Annotated in this window: 14 protein-coding genes; 7 read left to right on the top strand and 7 right to left on the bottom strand. The window is 62.9% G+C overall.

Annotated features, from left to right (window positions below):
- The first annotated feature begins 97 nt into the window (after window positions 1-97).
- Window positions 98-1048, top strand: a complete 951-nt coding sequence (locus QX132_RS32495; RefSeq protein WP_315786616.1) for a TauD/TfdA family dioxygenase — start codon at window positions 98-100, stop codon at window positions 1046-1048.
- 66 nt (window positions 1049-1114) lie between these two features.
- Here the strand turns inward: QX132_RS32495 and QX132_RS32490 are convergent, their stop codons facing one another.
- Window positions 1115-1930, bottom strand: a complete 816-nt coding sequence (locus QX132_RS32490) for a class I SAM-dependent methyltransferase (RefSeq protein ID WP_316163819.1) — start codon at window positions 1928-1930, stop codon at window positions 1115-1117.
- A gap of 375 nt (window positions 1931-2305) precedes the next feature.
- On the opposite strand from QX132_RS32490, the gene QX132_RS32485 reads away from it, so the two are divergent.
- Both QX132_RS32485 and QX132_RS32480 read left to right on the top strand, forming a co-directional pair.
- The gene (locus QX132_RS32485) at window positions 2306-2650 is read left to right on the top strand and encodes a DUF3088 domain-containing protein (RefSeq protein ID WP_316163818.1); all 345 of its coding nucleotides are present in this window, start codon (window positions 2306-2308) and stop codon (window positions 2648-2650) included.
- A 22-nt stretch (window positions 2651-2672) separates the two neighbouring features.
- Window positions 2673-4112, top strand: a complete 1440-nt coding sequence (locus QX132_RS32480) for an NAD(P)/FAD-dependent oxidoreductase (RefSeq protein ID WP_316163817.1) — start codon at window positions 2673-2675, stop codon at window positions 4110-4112.
- A 60-nt stretch (window positions 4113-4172) separates the two neighbouring features.
- Here QX132_RS32480 and QX132_RS32475 read toward each other — a convergent pair whose 3' ends face one another.
- The 4 genes from QX132_RS32475 to QX132_RS32460 are packed head-to-tail and all read right to left on the bottom strand — an operon-like array spanning window position 4173 to window position 9401.
- Entirely contained in the window at window positions 4173-5888 is a 1716-nt protein-coding gene (locus QX132_RS32475; protein WP_316163816.1) for an ABC transporter ATP-binding protein, read from the bottom strand.
- The gene (locus QX132_RS32470; RefSeq protein WP_316163815.1) at window positions 5867-6709 is read right to left on the bottom strand and encodes an ABC transporter permease; all 843 of its coding nucleotides are present in this window, start codon (window positions 6707-6709) and stop codon (window positions 5867-5869) included. Before QX132_RS32470 ends, QX132_RS32475 begins: the two co-directional genes overlap by 22 nt.
- On the bottom strand, window positions 6706-7716 hold the full coding sequence (locus QX132_RS32465) for an ABC transporter permease (protein WP_316163814.1): 1011 nt from the start codon (window positions 7714-7716) through the stop codon (window positions 6706-6708). Before QX132_RS32465 ends, QX132_RS32470 begins: the two co-directional genes overlap by 4 nt.
- A gap of 38 nt (window positions 7717-7754) precedes the next feature.
- Window positions 7755-9401: an ABC transporter substrate-binding protein gene (locus QX132_RS32460; protein ID WP_315786602.1), complete on the bottom strand. Its 1647-nt coding sequence runs from the start codon at window positions 9399-9401 to the stop codon at window positions 7755-7757.
- A 388-nt stretch (window positions 9402-9789) separates the two neighbouring features.
- On the opposite strand from QX132_RS32460, the gene QX132_RS32455 reads away from it, so the two are divergent.
- The 3 genes from QX132_RS32455 to QX132_RS32445 all read left to right on the top strand — a co-directional run bounded on the left by QX132_RS32455 (window position 9790) and on the right by QX132_RS32445 (window position 13115).
- A complete protein-coding gene (locus QX132_RS32455; RefSeq protein WP_315799067.1) occupies window positions 9790-11373 on the top strand; it encodes an ABC transporter substrate-binding protein in 1584 nt (527 codons plus the stop codon).
- Between the two features lie 66 nt (window positions 11374-11439).
- Window positions 11440-12360, top strand: a complete 921-nt coding sequence (locus QX132_RS32450) for an AEC family transporter (RefSeq protein WP_316163813.1) — start codon at window positions 11440-11442, stop codon at window positions 12358-12360.
- Window positions 12361-12605: 245 nt separating this feature from the next.
- Window positions 12606-13115 (top strand): hypothetical protein, encoded by a 510-nt coding sequence (locus tag QX132_RS32445; RefSeq protein ID WP_316163812.1) that lies wholly within the window; start codon window positions 12606-12608, stop codon window positions 13113-13115.
- Window positions 13116-13375: 260 nt separating this feature from the next.
- Here QX132_RS32445 and QX132_RS32440 read toward each other — a convergent pair whose 3' ends face one another.
- Together QX132_RS32440 and QX132_RS32435 are read right to left on the bottom strand one after the other, a co-directional pair.
- Complete coding sequence (locus QX132_RS32440) at window positions 13376-15118, bottom strand: hypothetical protein (protein WP_316163811.1); 1743 nt, start codon at window positions 15116-15118, stop codon at window positions 13376-13378.
- A 2-nt stretch (window positions 15119-15120) separates the two neighbouring features.
- Window positions 15121-15654, bottom strand: coding sequence for a hypothetical protein (locus QX132_RS32435; RefSeq protein WP_316163810.1), 534 nt, complete (start codon window positions 15652-15654; stop codon window positions 15121-15123).
- Between the two features lie 410 nt (window positions 15655-16064).
- Between QX132_RS32435 and QX132_RS32430 the strand changes: the two genes are divergently transcribed.
- Entirely contained in the window at window positions 16065-16466 is a 402-nt protein-coding gene (locus QX132_RS32430; RefSeq protein WP_316163809.1) for a helix-turn-helix domain-containing protein, read from the top strand.
- Window positions 16467-16636: the final 170 nt, after the last annotated feature.

The following is a 16636-nucleotide window of genomic DNA, read 5'->3' as shown; positions in this document are numbered from 1 at the left end:
TGCGTATAGCTTTCGTCTGACGTCGCTGACCGGCCTCCGCAATTGGCGGCGCAACAACCAGCGACGTAACACACCAGAAACGCATCGGGAACCTGCCATGGCCAGCGTCCACTCAGTTCCGCAATCAAGTCCGACCGCAGGGCGGTCGATCCAGGCATCCGACGTTTCCAGGCTGTCGGCCCGGATCGGCGCCGAGATCCGCAATGTGAAATTGTCGGGCGATCTGCCTGATGCGCTCGTCAAGGAGATCAACGATCTCCTGCTGCAGCATCGCGTCGTCTTTTTCCGCGGCCAGGACCATCTCGACGATGCCGAGCAGGAGCGCTTTGCCAAGCGGCTCGGCGATCTCGTCCCGCATCCGACCGTCGGCGCCATCAAGGGCACGGCGTCGATCCTGGAGCTGGATTCGGGCCGCGGCGGCGGCCGCGCCGATTCCTGGCACACCGATGTGACCTTCGTCGATGCCTATCCCAAGGCGGCCGTGCTGCGCGGGGTCGTGATCCCCGAATTCGGCGGCGACACGATCTGGTCGAACACGGCTGCCGCCTATCAGGACCTCCCCGCGCCGCTGCAGCGTCTGGCCGATGAGCTGTGGGCCGTGCACAGCAACGCCTACGACTATGCCGCGACCCGGAGCCGGGCGACCGAGGCCGACCGCAAGCATTTCGAGGAGGTGTTCACCGGCACGGTCTATGAGACCGAGCACCCGGTGGTGCGCGTGCATCCGGAGACCGGCGAGCGCACGCTGCTGCTCGGCAATTTCGTCCAGCGCTTTGTCGGCATCCGCAAGGCTGACGGCCAGAAGCTGTTCGACCTGTTCCAATCCTACATCACGGCACCGGAGAACACCGTGCGCTGGCGCTGGAAGCAGGGCGACATCGCGATCTGGGACAACCGCGCGACCCAGCACATCGCCGTCAACGACTATGGCGATCAGCACCGCATCGTGCGGCGCGCGACCATCGATGGCGACATTCCGGTCGGTGTCGACGGCCGCAAGAGCGTGACCCGGGTCAAGGCGCCGAAGCCGGTCAATCGGGCTGCGTAACGTCGGTTGTCTGACTGCGAGCGGCGGCCCGTGGAGACGCAGGCCGCCGTTCTGATCTGCGGCTGCCTAGTCAGGCTTGCGCGCGAAGGCGTAGCGCAGATAGCGGGCCAGCTTCAGGCCTTCGGGCGTCCGGTGCGCCTCCACCAACTTGGCAAAGGCGGCTCGGATCTGCCTTTCTTCCGCATAGGAGAAGCCGTCCAGGAAGTTGCCGAACGCGCTGCTCTCGGACCAGCCGAGCAGCTCATCGGCGCTGCCATGTGTTTCCACGAGCGTCTGCAGCTCGCTGCGATAGTCGACGAATCCCGTCCGGTCGAACAGCGCGCGCAGCTCGTCGTCGGTTGCGGCATGAACGCCATGGGCGGTCAATCGTCCGGCGTCGAGGCCAACCTCGGCCACCGCGCGTCGCAGCAACAGGCGGGCTTCATGCGGAGCCGTCGTATCCTGAATCGTGAGGCCGATGCGGCCGCCCGGCCGCAGCACACGTTCGGCCTCGGCCAGCACCGTCCGCTTGTCAGCGATCCAGTGCAGCACGCTGTTGAAGTAGATCACGCCGAACTCGCCGTCCGCAAAGCGGGAGAGGTCCTCGGCGCGGCCGGTGTCGAAGACGAGGTTGGTCGACTGACGCAGGCGCGCGATGGCGATGCGGCTCTCCAGCGGATCGAGGCCGACGACGTGGCCCTTCGGGCCGACCAGATGGGCCGCGAACTCGGCGAGCCGGCCGGTCCCGGTGCCGACGTCGAGCACCCGTTCGCCCGATCTCAGCGCCAGCGGCTCGAGCAGCAGCTTGCCGTGGTTGAACTGGATTACGCCGAGCTGCTCATAGGCGCGGGCGAGCTCCGGCGTGTCCTGCTGGAGGCTGATGACGGCGAGGGGGTCTGACATGGCGATATCCGTTCGAGCGATCGAGCTCTCAGAAAGTGGGGCGAGCCGGCTGTGATGTTTGGAAAATCTAGCGGCGCCGTACTGATGCTGTCGATGAAATGAATTTGCGTAGTTGTAGACGAAACGAGAATGAAATCGTCGTTCGCGGCATTCGCAAGGAGGCGCATCGTCAGATTTGATCGCATCTGATTATGAAGAGAAGCGAAGCAACAAGAGGCCATGCCTTCTGCCTACATATAGTTTGTTTCCCGATCGTCGTCTTCATCAGTCGATCGTTGCAACAACACAAAAACAAAGCGCGTTCTGTTTCATTGACCACTTTGCGATCGCTTCTAGGATGAGACGAATGCGTCGGTCCTTTGGTGATCATACGGCATGAGCGGTGATCGGCTTTTCCTTCTCGCACCTGGATTTCGCGATGTGGCTCGTCCAGGACGCTTCTTCGTATGTCCGCACTGCAATGCGATCGAGGGATTGCTGGGATCATTCCCTGGCCTCGCGACGCAGATCGAAGTTCATCGGTTGCCGTTCGAGAGGCCGCGCGAAGCGGTCGTGACGCTCATCGGCGAGCAGCATCAGTCCCTGCCTGTCCTGATCTTCGCCGACGACAAGCCGGTCCCCGCCGACGCGCAGATCGCGAATGGCCGGCGCTTCATCGATGATCCCGGCCGCATCCTCCGCTATCTCGCGGAACGCTACGGCTTTCCGCACATCCACTGACAGCCAATTCCGGAGACGACAGATGTCCCAACCCAATCTCGACGCGACCGCACGCGAGACGCTGCGGCTGATCGGGCCGGATCCGCAGAACTGGGTGCCTGATCGCGACGGTGTCGACCACAACGTGGTCGTGGTCGGCGGCGGTCATTCCGGCAGCACGTTTGCGTTCGCGCTGCGCCGTGCTGGAATTGGCAAGGTGACGGTGATCGATGCGGCAAAGGATGCTGCCGGCAGCGGCATCTGGCTTACGACCGCACGTATGAACAAGCTGCGCACGCCGAAGACTCTGCCGGGGCCCGAGCTCGGGCTCCCTGGTCTGAGCTTTCAGGCTTGGTACGAGTCTCGCCATGGCGAGGCGGCCTATTCGGAGATCGACCGCATCGCGCGGGTCGATTGGGCGGCCTATCTCGATTGGTACCGCTCGGTCCTGAACATCGAGGTCCAGTACGGCACGCGGTTGCTGCGGATCGAGCCGGCCGACGGCCATCTCAAGCTGCATCTGGAGCGTGACGGTGCGGCGCGGGTCGAAACGACGCGCAAGGTCATCCTGGCGAACGGCTTCCTCGGCGCGGGCGGACCTTACGTGCCCGAGGTGATCGCGCACAAGCTGCCGCCCTCGCTCTATGCCCACACCTCGCAGGCGATCGATTTTGCGGCGTTGCGCGGCAAGTCGGTCGCGGTGGTCGGAAGCGCTGCCTCTGCGTTCGATGCGGCGGCGGTCGCACTCGAGAGCGGGACGAGCGAGGTGCACCTGTTCGCGCGCCGCCACGAGCTGGCATCGCTGCCGGTGATCCGCATCCGTGGTTATCCCGGCGCCTACGACAATTACGGCGCGCTGCCGGATGCGATCCGCTGGCACCAGGCAATCCGCTTCCGCCAGGCCGGCTCGACGCCGCCGCCGGACGCGATCACGCGTGCGGTGAAGCACCGCAACTTCCACCTGCATCTGTCGTCGCCCTGGACGGATGTGCGAACTGACGGAGCGCAGGGGATCGCCGTGACGCCGCGCGGTGAGTTCAAGTTCGACTTTGTTATCGTCGGCACCGGCTTCACCGTCGACGCGCATCGCAGGCCGGAGCTGGCCGACTTCGCCGACGACATCCTGCTGTGGCGCGATCGCTTCACGCCGCCGGCCGACGAGCAGGACGACAGTCTCGGCGGCTACCCGTATCTCGGAGCCGGCCATGAGTATCTGGAGAAGCAGCCGGGACAGGCGCCATTCCTGAAGAACATTCACGTGTTCAATCCGGCCGCCTTCGTCAGCTACGGCCTGCCGGTCGGCGACGTCCCAAGCTTCAAGCGTGACATTCCGGGCGTGGTGTCGCGGATCAGCCGCGACCTGTTCCTGGACGATCTGCCGGCGCATGAGGCGCGCATCAACGGCTCGGTCGATCCCGACTTCAATGGCGAGCTCTACGCGTCGGCGATCTGGCGCGGCCCGCTCAACGTCGCGGCGGAATAGATGTGAGGGCCGGCGCGCTTCGGCGCGCCGACCTCCTCAGTGTGACATTCTTGATTCCGATCAGGCGGCCGTGATCATGGCTCGCGCGCGATGCTGCGGCACGCGCGCGGCACCGGCCGCTCCCGAGGGGATCGAAGCGAGCAGCGCGCGCGTATAGGGCTCGCGGGGCGTGTCGAAGATCTCGCTCACGGTGCCATGCTCGACGATCCGTCCGCGATGCATCACCGAGACGGTGTGGGCGAGCTGGCGCACCAGCGCCAGATCATGCGAGACGAACATATAGGTCAGTCCGAGATTGGCCTGCAGCGACAGCAGCGCCTCGACGATGTCGGCCTGAACGGTGACGTCGAGCGCAGAGGTCGGCTCGTCGAGCACGATCACATCCGGCCTCAGCACGAGCGCGCGGGCGATCGCTACGCGCTGGCGCTGGCCGCCTGACAGCGCGCCTGGCTTGCGCGCGAGCAGATGCTCGCCGAGCCCGACATCGGCCAGGGACTGCCGGACCTGCGCGATCCGCGCCTCTGGTGTGCCGATCTTGAAGCGATCCAGCGGCTCGCGCACGAGCTGCTCGACGGTCCAGGTCGGGTCGAGCGAGGTGAACGGATTCTGGTAGATGAGCTGAAGGTGGCGCCAGGCTGCGCGCAGTTTGTCCGGCGACCGGCCACTGAGCGTGTCGCCGGCAACAGTGATCGTGCCGCTGTCGGGCTGCTCGAGCCCGAGCAGCAGCCGGATCGTCGTCGTCTTGCCCGAGCCGGACTCGCCGACCAGGGCGTGGGTAGTGCCGGCCGGTACGGTGAACGACACGCCGTCGACGGCCGTCAGCGTCTTGCCGTCGACGGTGAAGGTCTTGGTGACGGAGCTGACTTCGATCTTCGCGGTCGCGCCCTGCTTGAGGCTGCGGAAGCCCGGGTCGCGCAACTCTGCGTAACGATCGGGGTTGAGCGCCGGGACATCGGCGTGCAGCTTCCTTGCATAGGCCGACGCCGGCGCGGAGAACACTGATGATGTCCGGCCGGCCTCCTGGATGGTGCCGTCCTTCAGCACGACCAGCGCATCGGCGCGCTCGGCGGCGATCGCGAGGTCATGGGTGATCAGCAGCAGGCTGATGTCGAGCTCGGATTGCAGCCGCGACAGCAGGTCGAGGATGCGCTTCTGGATGGTGACGTCGAGCGCCGAGGTCGGTTCGTCCGCCACCAGCAGCGATGGTCGTGGCAGCACCGCGAGCCCGATCAGCACCCGCTGCAGCATGCCGCCGGACAGCTGATGCGGATAGGAGTCATAGACGCGCTGGGGATTGTCGAGCCCGACCTGGGCGAACGTCTCCAGGATGCGCTGCCTGCGGACTCTGTTGTCCGGCTCGTCGAGCAGCACAGCTGCCTCCATCGCCTGGGCGCCGATCGTGCGCACCGGGTTCAGCGCATTGCCGGGATCCTGCGGCACGAAGCCGATGGCGCGGCCGCGCAGCGGCCGAAAGCGGCGCTCGGAGAGCGCGAGCACATCCTGGCCGTCGAATGCGACACGGCCGGTCGCATGTCCGCCGCTCGGCAGCAGCCGCAACACCGCGCGGGCGATCGTCGACTTGCCCGAGCCGGACTCGCCGATCAGCGCGAGGCTCCGGCCGCGGCCGAGCTCGAAGCTGACGTCGGAGACGACCTGCTGTTTGCCGTAGAACACCGACAGGCCGTCGACGCGGAGCAGGGGAGTTGCCGGCTGCAAGGCCGGCGCATCGATGCTGTCGCGGCTGAATGTGGCGCTCAGTCTGTCCGGCGAAGCCATCGGCTGATCCTGTTCAATGAGAGCACGGTCCCGATCGTGACGAAGGCCGGCGCGTAGACCAGCCACGGCCATTTGAGGTAGTCCTTGCCGATCGAGATCAGCAGGCCCCAGTCGGAGGCAGGCGGCGGATCGCCGTAGCCGAGGAAGGCGAGGCTGGCGATCACCAGGATCGACAGGCCGAACTGCAGCACCGCGAGCGGCAGCACCGAGCGCGACGCGTTCGGCAGCACATGCCGCAACAGGATGTGCCAGCGCGAGCCGCCGAGCAGGAACGAGGCCTCGACGAACGCGGCCTGCCGGGTCTTGATCACCTCCGAGCGCATGACGCGGGCGAACACCGCCACCGCCGAGATGCCGGTGGCAATCGCCGCGTTGGTCGTGTCGAAGCCGAGCGCGGTGACGATGATCACCGCGAGCAGGAAATGCGGGATCGCCAGCAGCACGTCGACGAGGCGGGCCAGCACGATGTCGACCCAGCCGCCAAAGAAGCCAGCGAGCAGGCCAATGAGGCCGCCGGCGACGGCGGCGATGCCGACGGCGATCAAGGCGGAGCTCACCGACGAGGCCGTGCCGTGAACGACGCGCGCGTAGAGGTCGCGGCCGAGATGGTCGGTGCCGAACCAGTGCGCGGCGCTGGGGCCGAGCAGCTTGTCGGCGGACACGCCGTTGATCGGGCTGTAGCTGGTGAACAGGCCGGGGGCGACCGACCAGGCGATCACGAGCGCAATGACCGCGAAGGAGAGCAGGACGGTCGGCGGGACCTTGAGGGCCGCCAGCCGGCTGGTCGTCGGGACGAACGCGGAGGAGGACAGGAGGCTCATGGCGTCACCGCCTGGGAAGCGCCGACGGCGCCGTCGTCAGCCGTGGTCGGGCGCCGGCTGGCGGCGCCGACCAGCTTCACGCGCGGGTCGAGGAGGGGATAGACGAGATCGGCGATCAGGTTCACGAGCACGAACACGACGGCGGCGAGCGAGATCACCGCCTGCAGGACGGGAAGATCCTGCGTGCTGACCGAGCGCTGCACCAGACTGCCGATGCCGGTGCGGCCGAACACTGTCTCGGTGATCAGCGAGCCACCGAGCAGCTCGCCGAGCGTGAGCGCGATGATGGTGACGACCGGCAGCGAGGACGGCTTGAGCAGATGCTTGGCGAACAGGCGAAACGGCCCGAGCCCGCGACTTCGGGCGACGGCGGCGTAGTCCTGCGCCCGCTCGTGGTCGAGATTGGCGATCAGCACCTCCGCGATCTGTGCCGACACGGGAATGCCGAGTGCGATCGCGGCGAAGAACGTCGCCCAGAAGCTGTTGGGCGCGATCACCTTGAACAGCCCGAGCTGAAAACCGAACAGGTGGATCAGCACCAGGCCGATCACGAAATTGGGCACCGACAGAAACAGCGACGGAAAGCCTCGTAGCAGGCCCTGGCCGGACCGCTTGGGCACGAACTGCGTGCCGTAGGCAACGGTCGTCGCGAGCAGCAGCGCGACGGCGAAGCCGGATGACGCTAGGATCAGCGTCGAGGGCAGAACTTCGCCAATCAGCGTCGTCACCGGCCGGTTGGAGCGCATCGACAGTCCGAGGTCGCCGGTCAGGAAATGGGTCAGCGACGTCCAGAGCTGGACCAGGACCGGCTGGTCCAGGCCTTGGGCCGCGATGATCTGCCGGATCTCATCCTCGGTGAACCCGTTCTGCGGATCGCGCAGCACGTTGGTGATGGGATCGCCCGGCAGGATGCTGACGACGACGAAGGTGAGAACGTAGGCCAGCAGAATGACGATGATGGCCTGGGCGAGGCGCCTTGCGGCAAGGCCGAGATAGGCATTGCTCATGCGGGTGGCCTCCTCACGTGACCTGTCCGCAACGCCGGCTACTCACCTTTCGTCGCCGTGTAGTAGCTGGCATAGGCGATGCCGTTATAGACTTCGCCCTTGAGCCGCGGTGATTGCACGTAGATGCGCTGGACGATCTGCGTGCGCGGGATGAAATAGCCCTGCTCGAGGACGTATCTCTGCAGCTCGTTGAGCAGCGGGCCACGGACTTCGGTGGTGCCGGCGCCGGCGATCTTGTCACGCAGCTCGTTGAGCTTGGTGTCGCTCTCGCCGAGCGCGAACCAGTTTTCGCCATTGTTGGCATCGGTGAGGATGCTGGCAACCGTGCCGGCGTCGATGAAGCTGCGTGTCACCTCATAGGCGGGCACGGCCGGGCCACCGAATCTGACCTTCTCGCCGAAGGTTACGACGTCGTAGGCGCGGATGAAGACCTTCCAGCCGATCTTGCCGAGCTGCTGGGCGATTAGCTCATCGACCGGTTTCGCCGTCGCGAGATAGGGATTGGAGTAGAGCGTCAAGGTCAGCGGCTTGCTGTCCTTGGTGCGGACGCCGTTGGCGCCCTTGATCCAGCCGGCCTCGTCGAGCAGCTTGCCGGCCTTGTCGGGATCGTAGGCCAGCAGCGCGCTCTGGTCGGTGGCGCCGGGCACGTTGCTCTGGATGAACGAGGTCGCGAGCTTCCACTCCGGCGTATAGACGGTGTCGATGATCTCCTGGCGATTGATCGCGGCCTGCAGCGCCTGGCGCACCTTCACGTCGTTGTAGGGTTCCAGCTTGGTATTGATCGCCCAGCCATTGACGAAGCCGAGATAGCGCGGCGTCGCGACGGTGAAGCCGGCCTCCTTGAGCGATTTCAGCTCCTGCGGGGACGCGTTGTAGGCGACGTCGGCCTGGCCGGACTGCACCGCGGCGACGCGCAGCGACTGTTCCGCCACGAGCTTGTAGGTGATCGAATCGAGGAGGGCAGGTCCAGTGTGGCCGACCGCCGCCGGCCCCCAATTGTAGTCCTTGCGCTTGACCAGCTTGACGAAGTCGCCTTCCTTCCAGGATTCGACCACGTAGGGGCCGCTGCCCGAGGTCTTGCCGAGATCGGCCTGCTGGCTGGCGGGCTGAGCGAGCGTCTTCGGCGAGATCAGGATCGAGCCGTGATAGCCCAGCGTCGGGATGAAGCCGAGCGTCGGCGCCTTGAATGAGACCTTCACGGTCGCAGCGTCGATCGCCTCGGCTCTCTTGTAGGTCTTCGGAAACAGGCCGATCGGGTTGATGCCCTCGCTCTTGCGCCCGGCGTACCAGATATCGAGATTGGCGACCACGGCGGCGGCGTCGAGCGGCGTGCCGTCGGAGAAGGTCACGCCCTTCTTCAAATGCAGGATGAACGAGGTCGCGTCCTCGTTCTGCTCCCAGCTCTCGGCGATCCAGGGGCTGACCTTGCCGTCGGCGTCGACATAGACGAGCTTGTCGGTGACGTGGCCCCAGATATGGCCCTGGAAGCTCGAGATCGCGCTGTTGTTGGGGATCCAGGTGCTGCCCAGCGAGTCGATCAGGAACACGATGTCGCCGCCATTCTTCGGCGCGGCGTGGGCCACGGGCAACGCCGTCATCGCGGCCAGTGCCATCGTGGCCGCCGCAAAGCCGCGCACCAGCACGCGTCGCCGGGACAGTGAGAGCGAAGGAAAGCGCGGGATCATTGTGTGGACCGTATCGTTGAAGTGAATTGCTGAGCTGTCTAGCAAACGGAAAAAACGCAGATCTGGCTATTCCAAATTTCAAATGAGACGGGCAACAAACGTCTCCGGAGTCCCGGCACGTCAGCGCTGCCATCATTCAGTTCATGACGTCGGTGTTGCATCTTGTCGCGGCGTGGTCGCCAGGAGTTGACGCGCGGTGCAGGTCCTGCGGGAGCGACGAAGGAGGGCGTCATGAGAGGCCCATGCTCCAACTGACAAACAAGTCGCTACGATCATTCCTCGCTCCCGGCATTCATCAGCAAGCATTTGACGCGACTTCTGGTGTAGAGCTGGCCAGTCATGCGACGCCGTCTCGCGTCGAACATGTTTGTCAAAAAGAGGGCTGCCTATGAGCTTTCGTGCGCTCGGTCGACATGCGATGGGTCTTGCGCTAGTGCTTCTGCTAGTATTGCCGGCTGTAGCCAATGCGGAGGCGCCGCGCGGTGGCACGTTGCGCTTCTTGGTCGAGCAGGAGCCGACCACGCTGGTGACGATTGCCCATACGGCCGGTCCATCTACGCGCATTTCGCCCAAGGTGACCGAGGGCCTTTTGACCTACGGTTTTGGCTTCAAGCCGCAGCCGGCGCTGGCAACGGAATGGAGCGTCACGGAGGACGGGCTGCGCTACAGCTTCAAGCTCCGTCCCAACGTGAAATGGCATGACGGCAAGGAGTTCACCTCGGCGGACGTCGCCTATTCGATCAAGCTGCTGAAGGAGAACCACCCGCGCGGGCGCGGCACCTTCGCTTTCGTCCAGGAGGTGCAGACGCCCGATCCGCTGACCGCGATCATCGTGCTGTCCAAGCCGGCGCCCTATCTGCTCAAGGCGCTCGATGCGTCGGAGTCGCCGATCGTGCCGAAGCACGTCTATGAAGGCACCGATCCGCTTGGCAACAAGAACGCCAGCGCGCCGATCGGCACCGGCCCGTTCGTGTTCAAGGAGTGGGTCAAGGGCAGCCACATCATCCTCGACCGCAATCCCAATTATTGGGATGCCGGCAAGCCCTATCTCGATCGCATCATCGTCCGCTTCATCGCCGATCAGGCGGCGCGCTCGGTGGCGTTCGAGACCGGCGAGCTCGATCTCGGCGGCGGGCCGCCGGTACCGCGCTCCGACCTCGCGCGGCTGCAGGCGCTGCCGCATCTCGGCTCGGAGACGCGCGGCTACGAATACAATGCCGGCATGACCCAGCTGTATTTCAACTATGACAATCCGATCCTCAGGGATAAGCGGGTGCGGCTCGCGATCGGGCACGCGATCGACTATGGCCGGCTGCTCGACTTCGTCTATTTCGGCTACGGCAAGGTCGCGCCGTCGGCGGTCAGTCCGGACCTGGCCGACTTCGTCGATCCCTCGATCAAGCCGTATGCTCTTGATCTGGCGAAGGCGAACAAGCTGCTCGACGAGGCCGGTTATCCCAAGAAGGCCGACGGAACCCGCTTTCCAATCCGGCTCTATGCCAACCCGTTCAATCTGCAGGCGGCCGGAGACTTCGTCAAACAGGCGCTGACCAAGCTCGGCATCGCCGTCGATTTCCAGTTCTTCGACTTCTCGACCTACATCAATAAGGCCTATACTGGGCGTGAGTTCGACATCACGCTCGAATCGCTGTCCAATACCTTCGATCCGACTCCGGGCATCCAGCGCGCCTTCTGGTCGAAGAACTTCAAGATCGGCTTGCCGTTCTCGAACGCCTCGCACTACAGCAACCCGGCCGTCGACCAGCTGCTCGAGGATGCGGCCGTCGAGCCCGATCCCGAAAAGCGCCGGGCGCTGTGGTTCAAGTTCCAGAACCTGATCTATGACGATGTCGCGGCGATCCATCTGGTCGCACCCGATGGCGTGACGCTCTTCAACAAGAAGGTCAGGAATCACACGCTCGGTGTGACCGGGATCAACGCCAGCTTCGCGGACGTCTATTTCGAGAAATAGGTCTTTGAGGCACAATTCTGCGTTGGCAAATTTCGATGAAAGCTGGGAGTTGCAGGTGATCTGTTCGTGATCGAGATCGTGACGGCGCTTGCTCCGATCTTCGCGATCATCGTGCTGGGAGCTGTGCTTCGGCACAGCCAGCTGGTTGCTGAGCCGTTCTGGATACCTTGCGAGCGGCTCAACTACTTCTGTCTGTTTCCTTCCTTGATGTACATGCAGGTCGCGACAGCCGAGCTGGCCGGGATTTCGTTGCATTCGACCGCCGTCGTCCTGCTGGGTGCGGTCGCACTCGGTGGATTGTTCCTCACCGCTTGGAGCGCCGTTCGCCCGCATCCTGGGCCGGTGTTCTCGTCCGTCCTTCAGGGAGCGCTCCGGCCGAATACGTATGTCGGAGTTGCAGCAGCGACGGCGCTCTATGGTCAGGCGGGTCTGTCCGTCACTGCGCTGGCCATCGCGATCACCATTCCGGTGTTGAACGTCGGGTCGATCCTGGTCCTGGCATTGCACGGCAGCCATGGCGCGCGCGCCCGGGCGAACATCGCCCGGACTGTGCTGACAAACCCCGTCATCCTCGCCGTCGTTGCCGGCGCGATCACCAATCTCGGCGGCCTCGGCATCCCCAAGCCCATCGCATCGACATTGGGCGTGCTGGGCGCCGCATCGCTGCCGCTCGGTCTGCTCGCAGTTGGCGCCAGCCTGGATGTCGCCGCAGCGCGGATCGCGGGCGGCCCGGTCCTGCAATCCAGCCTGGTCAAGCTGGCACTGGTCCCGCTTGCCACCTATGGCATCGGGCGCATGGTCGGCCTCAACGGCGTTCCACTCAACACGCTGGTCCTGTTCAACGCGTTGCCATGCACACCCTCCGCCTACATCATGGCGCGGCTTCTGGGAGGCGACCACCGCGTCGCTGCCGGGATCATCAGCTTTCAGACGGCATTTGCCGTCCTGACCATGCCTCTGGTCCTCGCACTCACGACCGGGCAATAGACGAGTCGGCACAGACTCAAGTCGCGAGGGACGGTCAGCAATTTTTCATTGTCGTCCTGGCGATAGCAGGCGATAGGTGATGAAGGGTACTCGGCCCCAGGTGAAAAAATATTCCTGTGGAGTCATGATGCTAGAAATCTGCCGGTCCCGCCAACGGCGTCCTGACGTGATCCCGGAGTATAATCCAAGGAGATCAAAGCCTTATTCATGTGCGAGATAATCGAGTGGGAGTGAGGTAAGCCGTCATGAGCGGGATATCGCGACGCCATCTGTTGGCCATTCTTGGTGGCGCCGTCATCCCGGCCCCGGCCTTCGCTGGCCACGCGTTCGCTCCGGCCGAGCATTTCTTCTCGGTCGAGTTTCCGACGCCACCGGAGGAAAAGTCGAGTGGCCTGCTGGGACTTTCGTCGACGACGTATCTGGCCAAGGACGGAAACAAAGCCTTCGCCGTTTTCCATGCTGCCTGGCCGATCCAAGGCAAGCCCGCCCTGATGATGCAATCCATGCTCGATGGACTGGTGGAGCGCATATCGGGCGAATTCCTGTCGATCGACAAGACCGAGTTCGAGTCGGCGAACGGCGCCATGCTCCCGGCCAAGCGGTTCACCTATGGTAGTGAGAAGGTATGGGGAGGCGGCCTGACGACGGTCTCCGGACCGCATAGCTTCCTTGTGCAGGTCATGAAGCGCAAACCGCTGGAGGGCTGGGATGCGGCAGACCGGAAGTTCATGGCCTCGTTCAAGGTACTGATCTGACGACGTTGCGCGGCCTTTGTTGTTTTGTGCACTATCACCGTAATGCCGGAAGCTCAAAGCTACAGCAAGCTATGACGACAAGCGGTCTGCGCTGACGCGCGCAAATGCTCGCATCGCCGAGTTTGAATAGCCTGACGCTCCAGGCGGCTTGTTGCCGATCGCGCCATAGGGACGTTCTTCATCGGTGGCATCTGGCGTGAATTCAATGTCCTTTGGACGTTGGCCTCCGTTCCGAGCACACGAATCAGGCCTGCTCCGCTTCAAGACGATCGGCCGCCAAACCACGCCAAAATCGCCAATATTGTCAGCAGTAGCGCCGCAGCCCATCTTCCTCCATCCCACCATTTGTACTGCCGGGCTGCTCCGATGAAGAATAGCTCCCAGTAGCCGGACAGCCATGGCCACGCCAGCAACAGCGCCGCCATGCTGCCGAATTTCCAATAATTGCGTTCAAGGGAGTCCAACGATAGGCCTAAGAGCCATTTCACCCTCTCGGCACGTAGTCCATGGTCCGGTAGCGTCGCGAAGAAGCCCATGAGAAAGAGCATCAGGATCGCGATCAGGTACGAGGCTGGAAAGAGAATCTGTCGCAGTAGTCTCCTCATCCAGTCGTCGCGCCTAATCAACCATGCTCTCAGCCAGACCGGCGGATGGCTCAGAGTTCCCAGCATTCGGGATATCCGTCCACCGGCTCCCATCGCCTTGGTGCCGCATTCGACGTGCAGGACCTGCGCGCGGCTCCCGCCGTAGTCTGCGTTCAGCTCCAGGGCCCAGATAGCCACGAGCGGCTTTGTGATCGAAGCCATGATCAGGAAGAAGAGAGATGCGGTTGAGCATAACGCCATCAGTGCAGTCCGCCCAAAGAGCTGCGCTTGGTGCTCGATATGCAAACCGACCGATCTCACGGAAAGCGCCATGGAGGAGATCAGGGTCATCGCCATCACTAGGATGAAGATGACAAGCAGCCACTTGAGATACCCCGAGAAGAAGCTTCCGTACCCCACGACAAGATGGTCCCCTTGGCGGACATGCTCCATTTCATGCAGCAATATGCCCCTCGCGGTCACGGGATCACGTTTCCAAAGCACATACATTCCGCCGAGCACTGCCAGGCGCGGGCGCCGATAGCTCCGTGGATAGACAAATGCATAGCCCGAATGCAGCAGGTTGACCCGCAGTTCGATGCGCGGAGCGCTCGTCGCTACAAATGCCTGTAGTTCGTCGATCTCCGGAAACCCTCCGAGATACTCCCGGAGCCCGAATGTCCTTTCCACGTGCCAAGCTCGCCAACGGGGAAACGCTACCGTCAACAAGCAGAAAATCGGGATCAAGGTGATTCCTAGATCTACAAGGAAGGCGGGCTTGCTCAAGATCAGGGAGATGCGTGACCGCCATACGTCATCCATGGATATATGGCCCTGATCTCCCGTGTCCAAGGTCGGGCGCGCCTGCGGGGCGAGCGTTCGCCAATTCGTGCTCATAGTTTGGCGCTGGTCTTCTTTCGGTTCCAGCAGATAATGGATTATCTCGGCTTTGCTTGCCGTCGGCGGCGGTCGTTTGCCTTCGATCTGCACAAGTTCGGAGCGTTCGTCGTCGTCAAGCATCTCCAAGATGAGAGCCATCGCATCTTTCTTGAGTTTAACTTGCTGACGGTAAAGGCCCCGCAGGTCGTCTTCGAGAAAGTTCGCTTGTTCAATGGCGGCAAGGGCCCGGTCTAGTTCCGCTCGGAACCGGATGCATGCGCCATTTTTTAGCCAATTCAGCAAATGCGCATGATGCTGCATCACTTGCTGAGCGTCACTTTTGGCGACGATCGAGCTGACATCATCGACATTTGCTACAGCGAGCTCCAGCCGGTTCATTTCGTCGATCTTCTGAAAATCGCCAAGATCTTCGCGTGCCGTCTGATAACTCTGCGGAAGTCCGAAGACTAACAACGTCAGGAATAGCAAAAGCCACGGTGGCAGACCCGCGTCGGAGTTCTGTCGTTGTGGCTCGGCCATCCCTATGCGCTTTCACTCTGGAATGTCCTGACCAGTTGTGCTCCCTCGATAGGCTCGTCGAGCAGCACCATCATCACTCGGTAACTGATCAGCTCGCACTGATCTGTCGACAAGCCCTGTTCCCTAAGAGCGCGCTGCACCTCGTCCAGGGTATGGCGCAGACTGCGTCGTGCCTCCGTTTCCGTGACTGCATGTGCTTCTTCACGTGCTTTCCGGGTCTTGATGAGATCGAAGGCGTTTTTCCAGATGCTCAGCAGGTTGGATATTCCGCTGAGCCCGCCTGATTGATACAGCTTGAGCAGCCCCTTTGCGATGTAGCTGAGCGCCATATAAGCAAAAGGCAAAAGCAAGGCTCCGCCATCTGGCAGAAAACCGCCGAGTTCCGCTTTATTCTCAAAGAGCTGCCGTCGGTCTCGACCGCCACGCAGAAAGGCCTCCATCATCATTGGCGCGAGAGCTTCGCTCTCGGGTTCGATCTCTGCTGCAATCCGCTTCGCCCATTTGCTGATGGAGTCCGACGAGAATTCTTCGGTCATCGCAGTGAATCCCTTCATAAAAAAGTGGTTCCCCCAAGTCGTGTGCGAACTGAAGAAAATTGGTCGATCATTTTCAGGATCTAATCGTCACAGGCGCGTCGGCCATGCTGCGGACTAAGTGGCCTTGTGTCGTGCACGTCGGTGTGCGGCTGGCTCGGATCGTCCGGCCGCTAATATGTGACTTCTTCGGAGATATGTGCGTTGCAGTATGAGGTGAATGATAGAAAAAAGCAATCAAAAGTAGAAAGAATGAAAATGAGGTTGTCCTGTCGACCATGGGCTGGCGGATTTGCGACCGGCATCCACTGAGAGATGGCGGATTGGGTTCGATATTACGGTGACAGTGTTGGACTGCACCCCTCAAGTGAGACACAGATAATTTCTGTGACAGGCATTTCGGGGGATGAGCTGTGGCAGTACGAGGAAAGACCCGTCAGTTCCCGACGGCTTACAAATTGAAGGCGATCAAGCGGGTCGAGCGAGGCGAAGGCGTTCTGCCCGTCGCTCGTGACCTCGGCATAGCGCGCAAGCTTCTGCACGACTGGATCAAGGCGTGGAAGGCGCACGGGCCAGAGGGATTGAACCGCAAGCGCGGTCCCAAGCCCGGCCCGCGCAAGCTCAAGCCCGTGGCGACGTATGACGACAAGCGTTCGGCGCTCGCCCCGGCGAATGCGCGCATCGCCGAGCTGGAACGGCTGGTCGGCCGACAGCAGATGGACATCGATTTTTTTCGGCAAGCCTTGCGCGCTCTGGAGCGGCCGGTCGTGCAAGGCAAACCCGCATCCGCATCATCGAAGTCATCCAGGCCATGACATCGGAGGCCGCCGACTCCCACGTTCACGTGCAGCACCTCTGCGCGCTGGCGGGTCTGCCGCGCGCGACCTATTACCGCGGGATTACGCGCGGGATTACGGTGACAGTGCATAAAACTCGTGAGCTTCGCTCGCTATCTCGACCGCCCTCGCTGCCCCGTTCAGCGCGG

The sequence above is a fragment of the Bradyrhizobium sp. SZCCHNRI20481 genome (assembly GCF_032485055.1).
In the GTDB taxonomy this organism is placed as follows: domain Bacteria; phylum Pseudomonadota; class Alphaproteobacteria; order Rhizobiales; family Xanthobacteraceae; genus Bradyrhizobium.
This window is presented reverse-complemented; position numbering and strand designations above follow the sequence as displayed.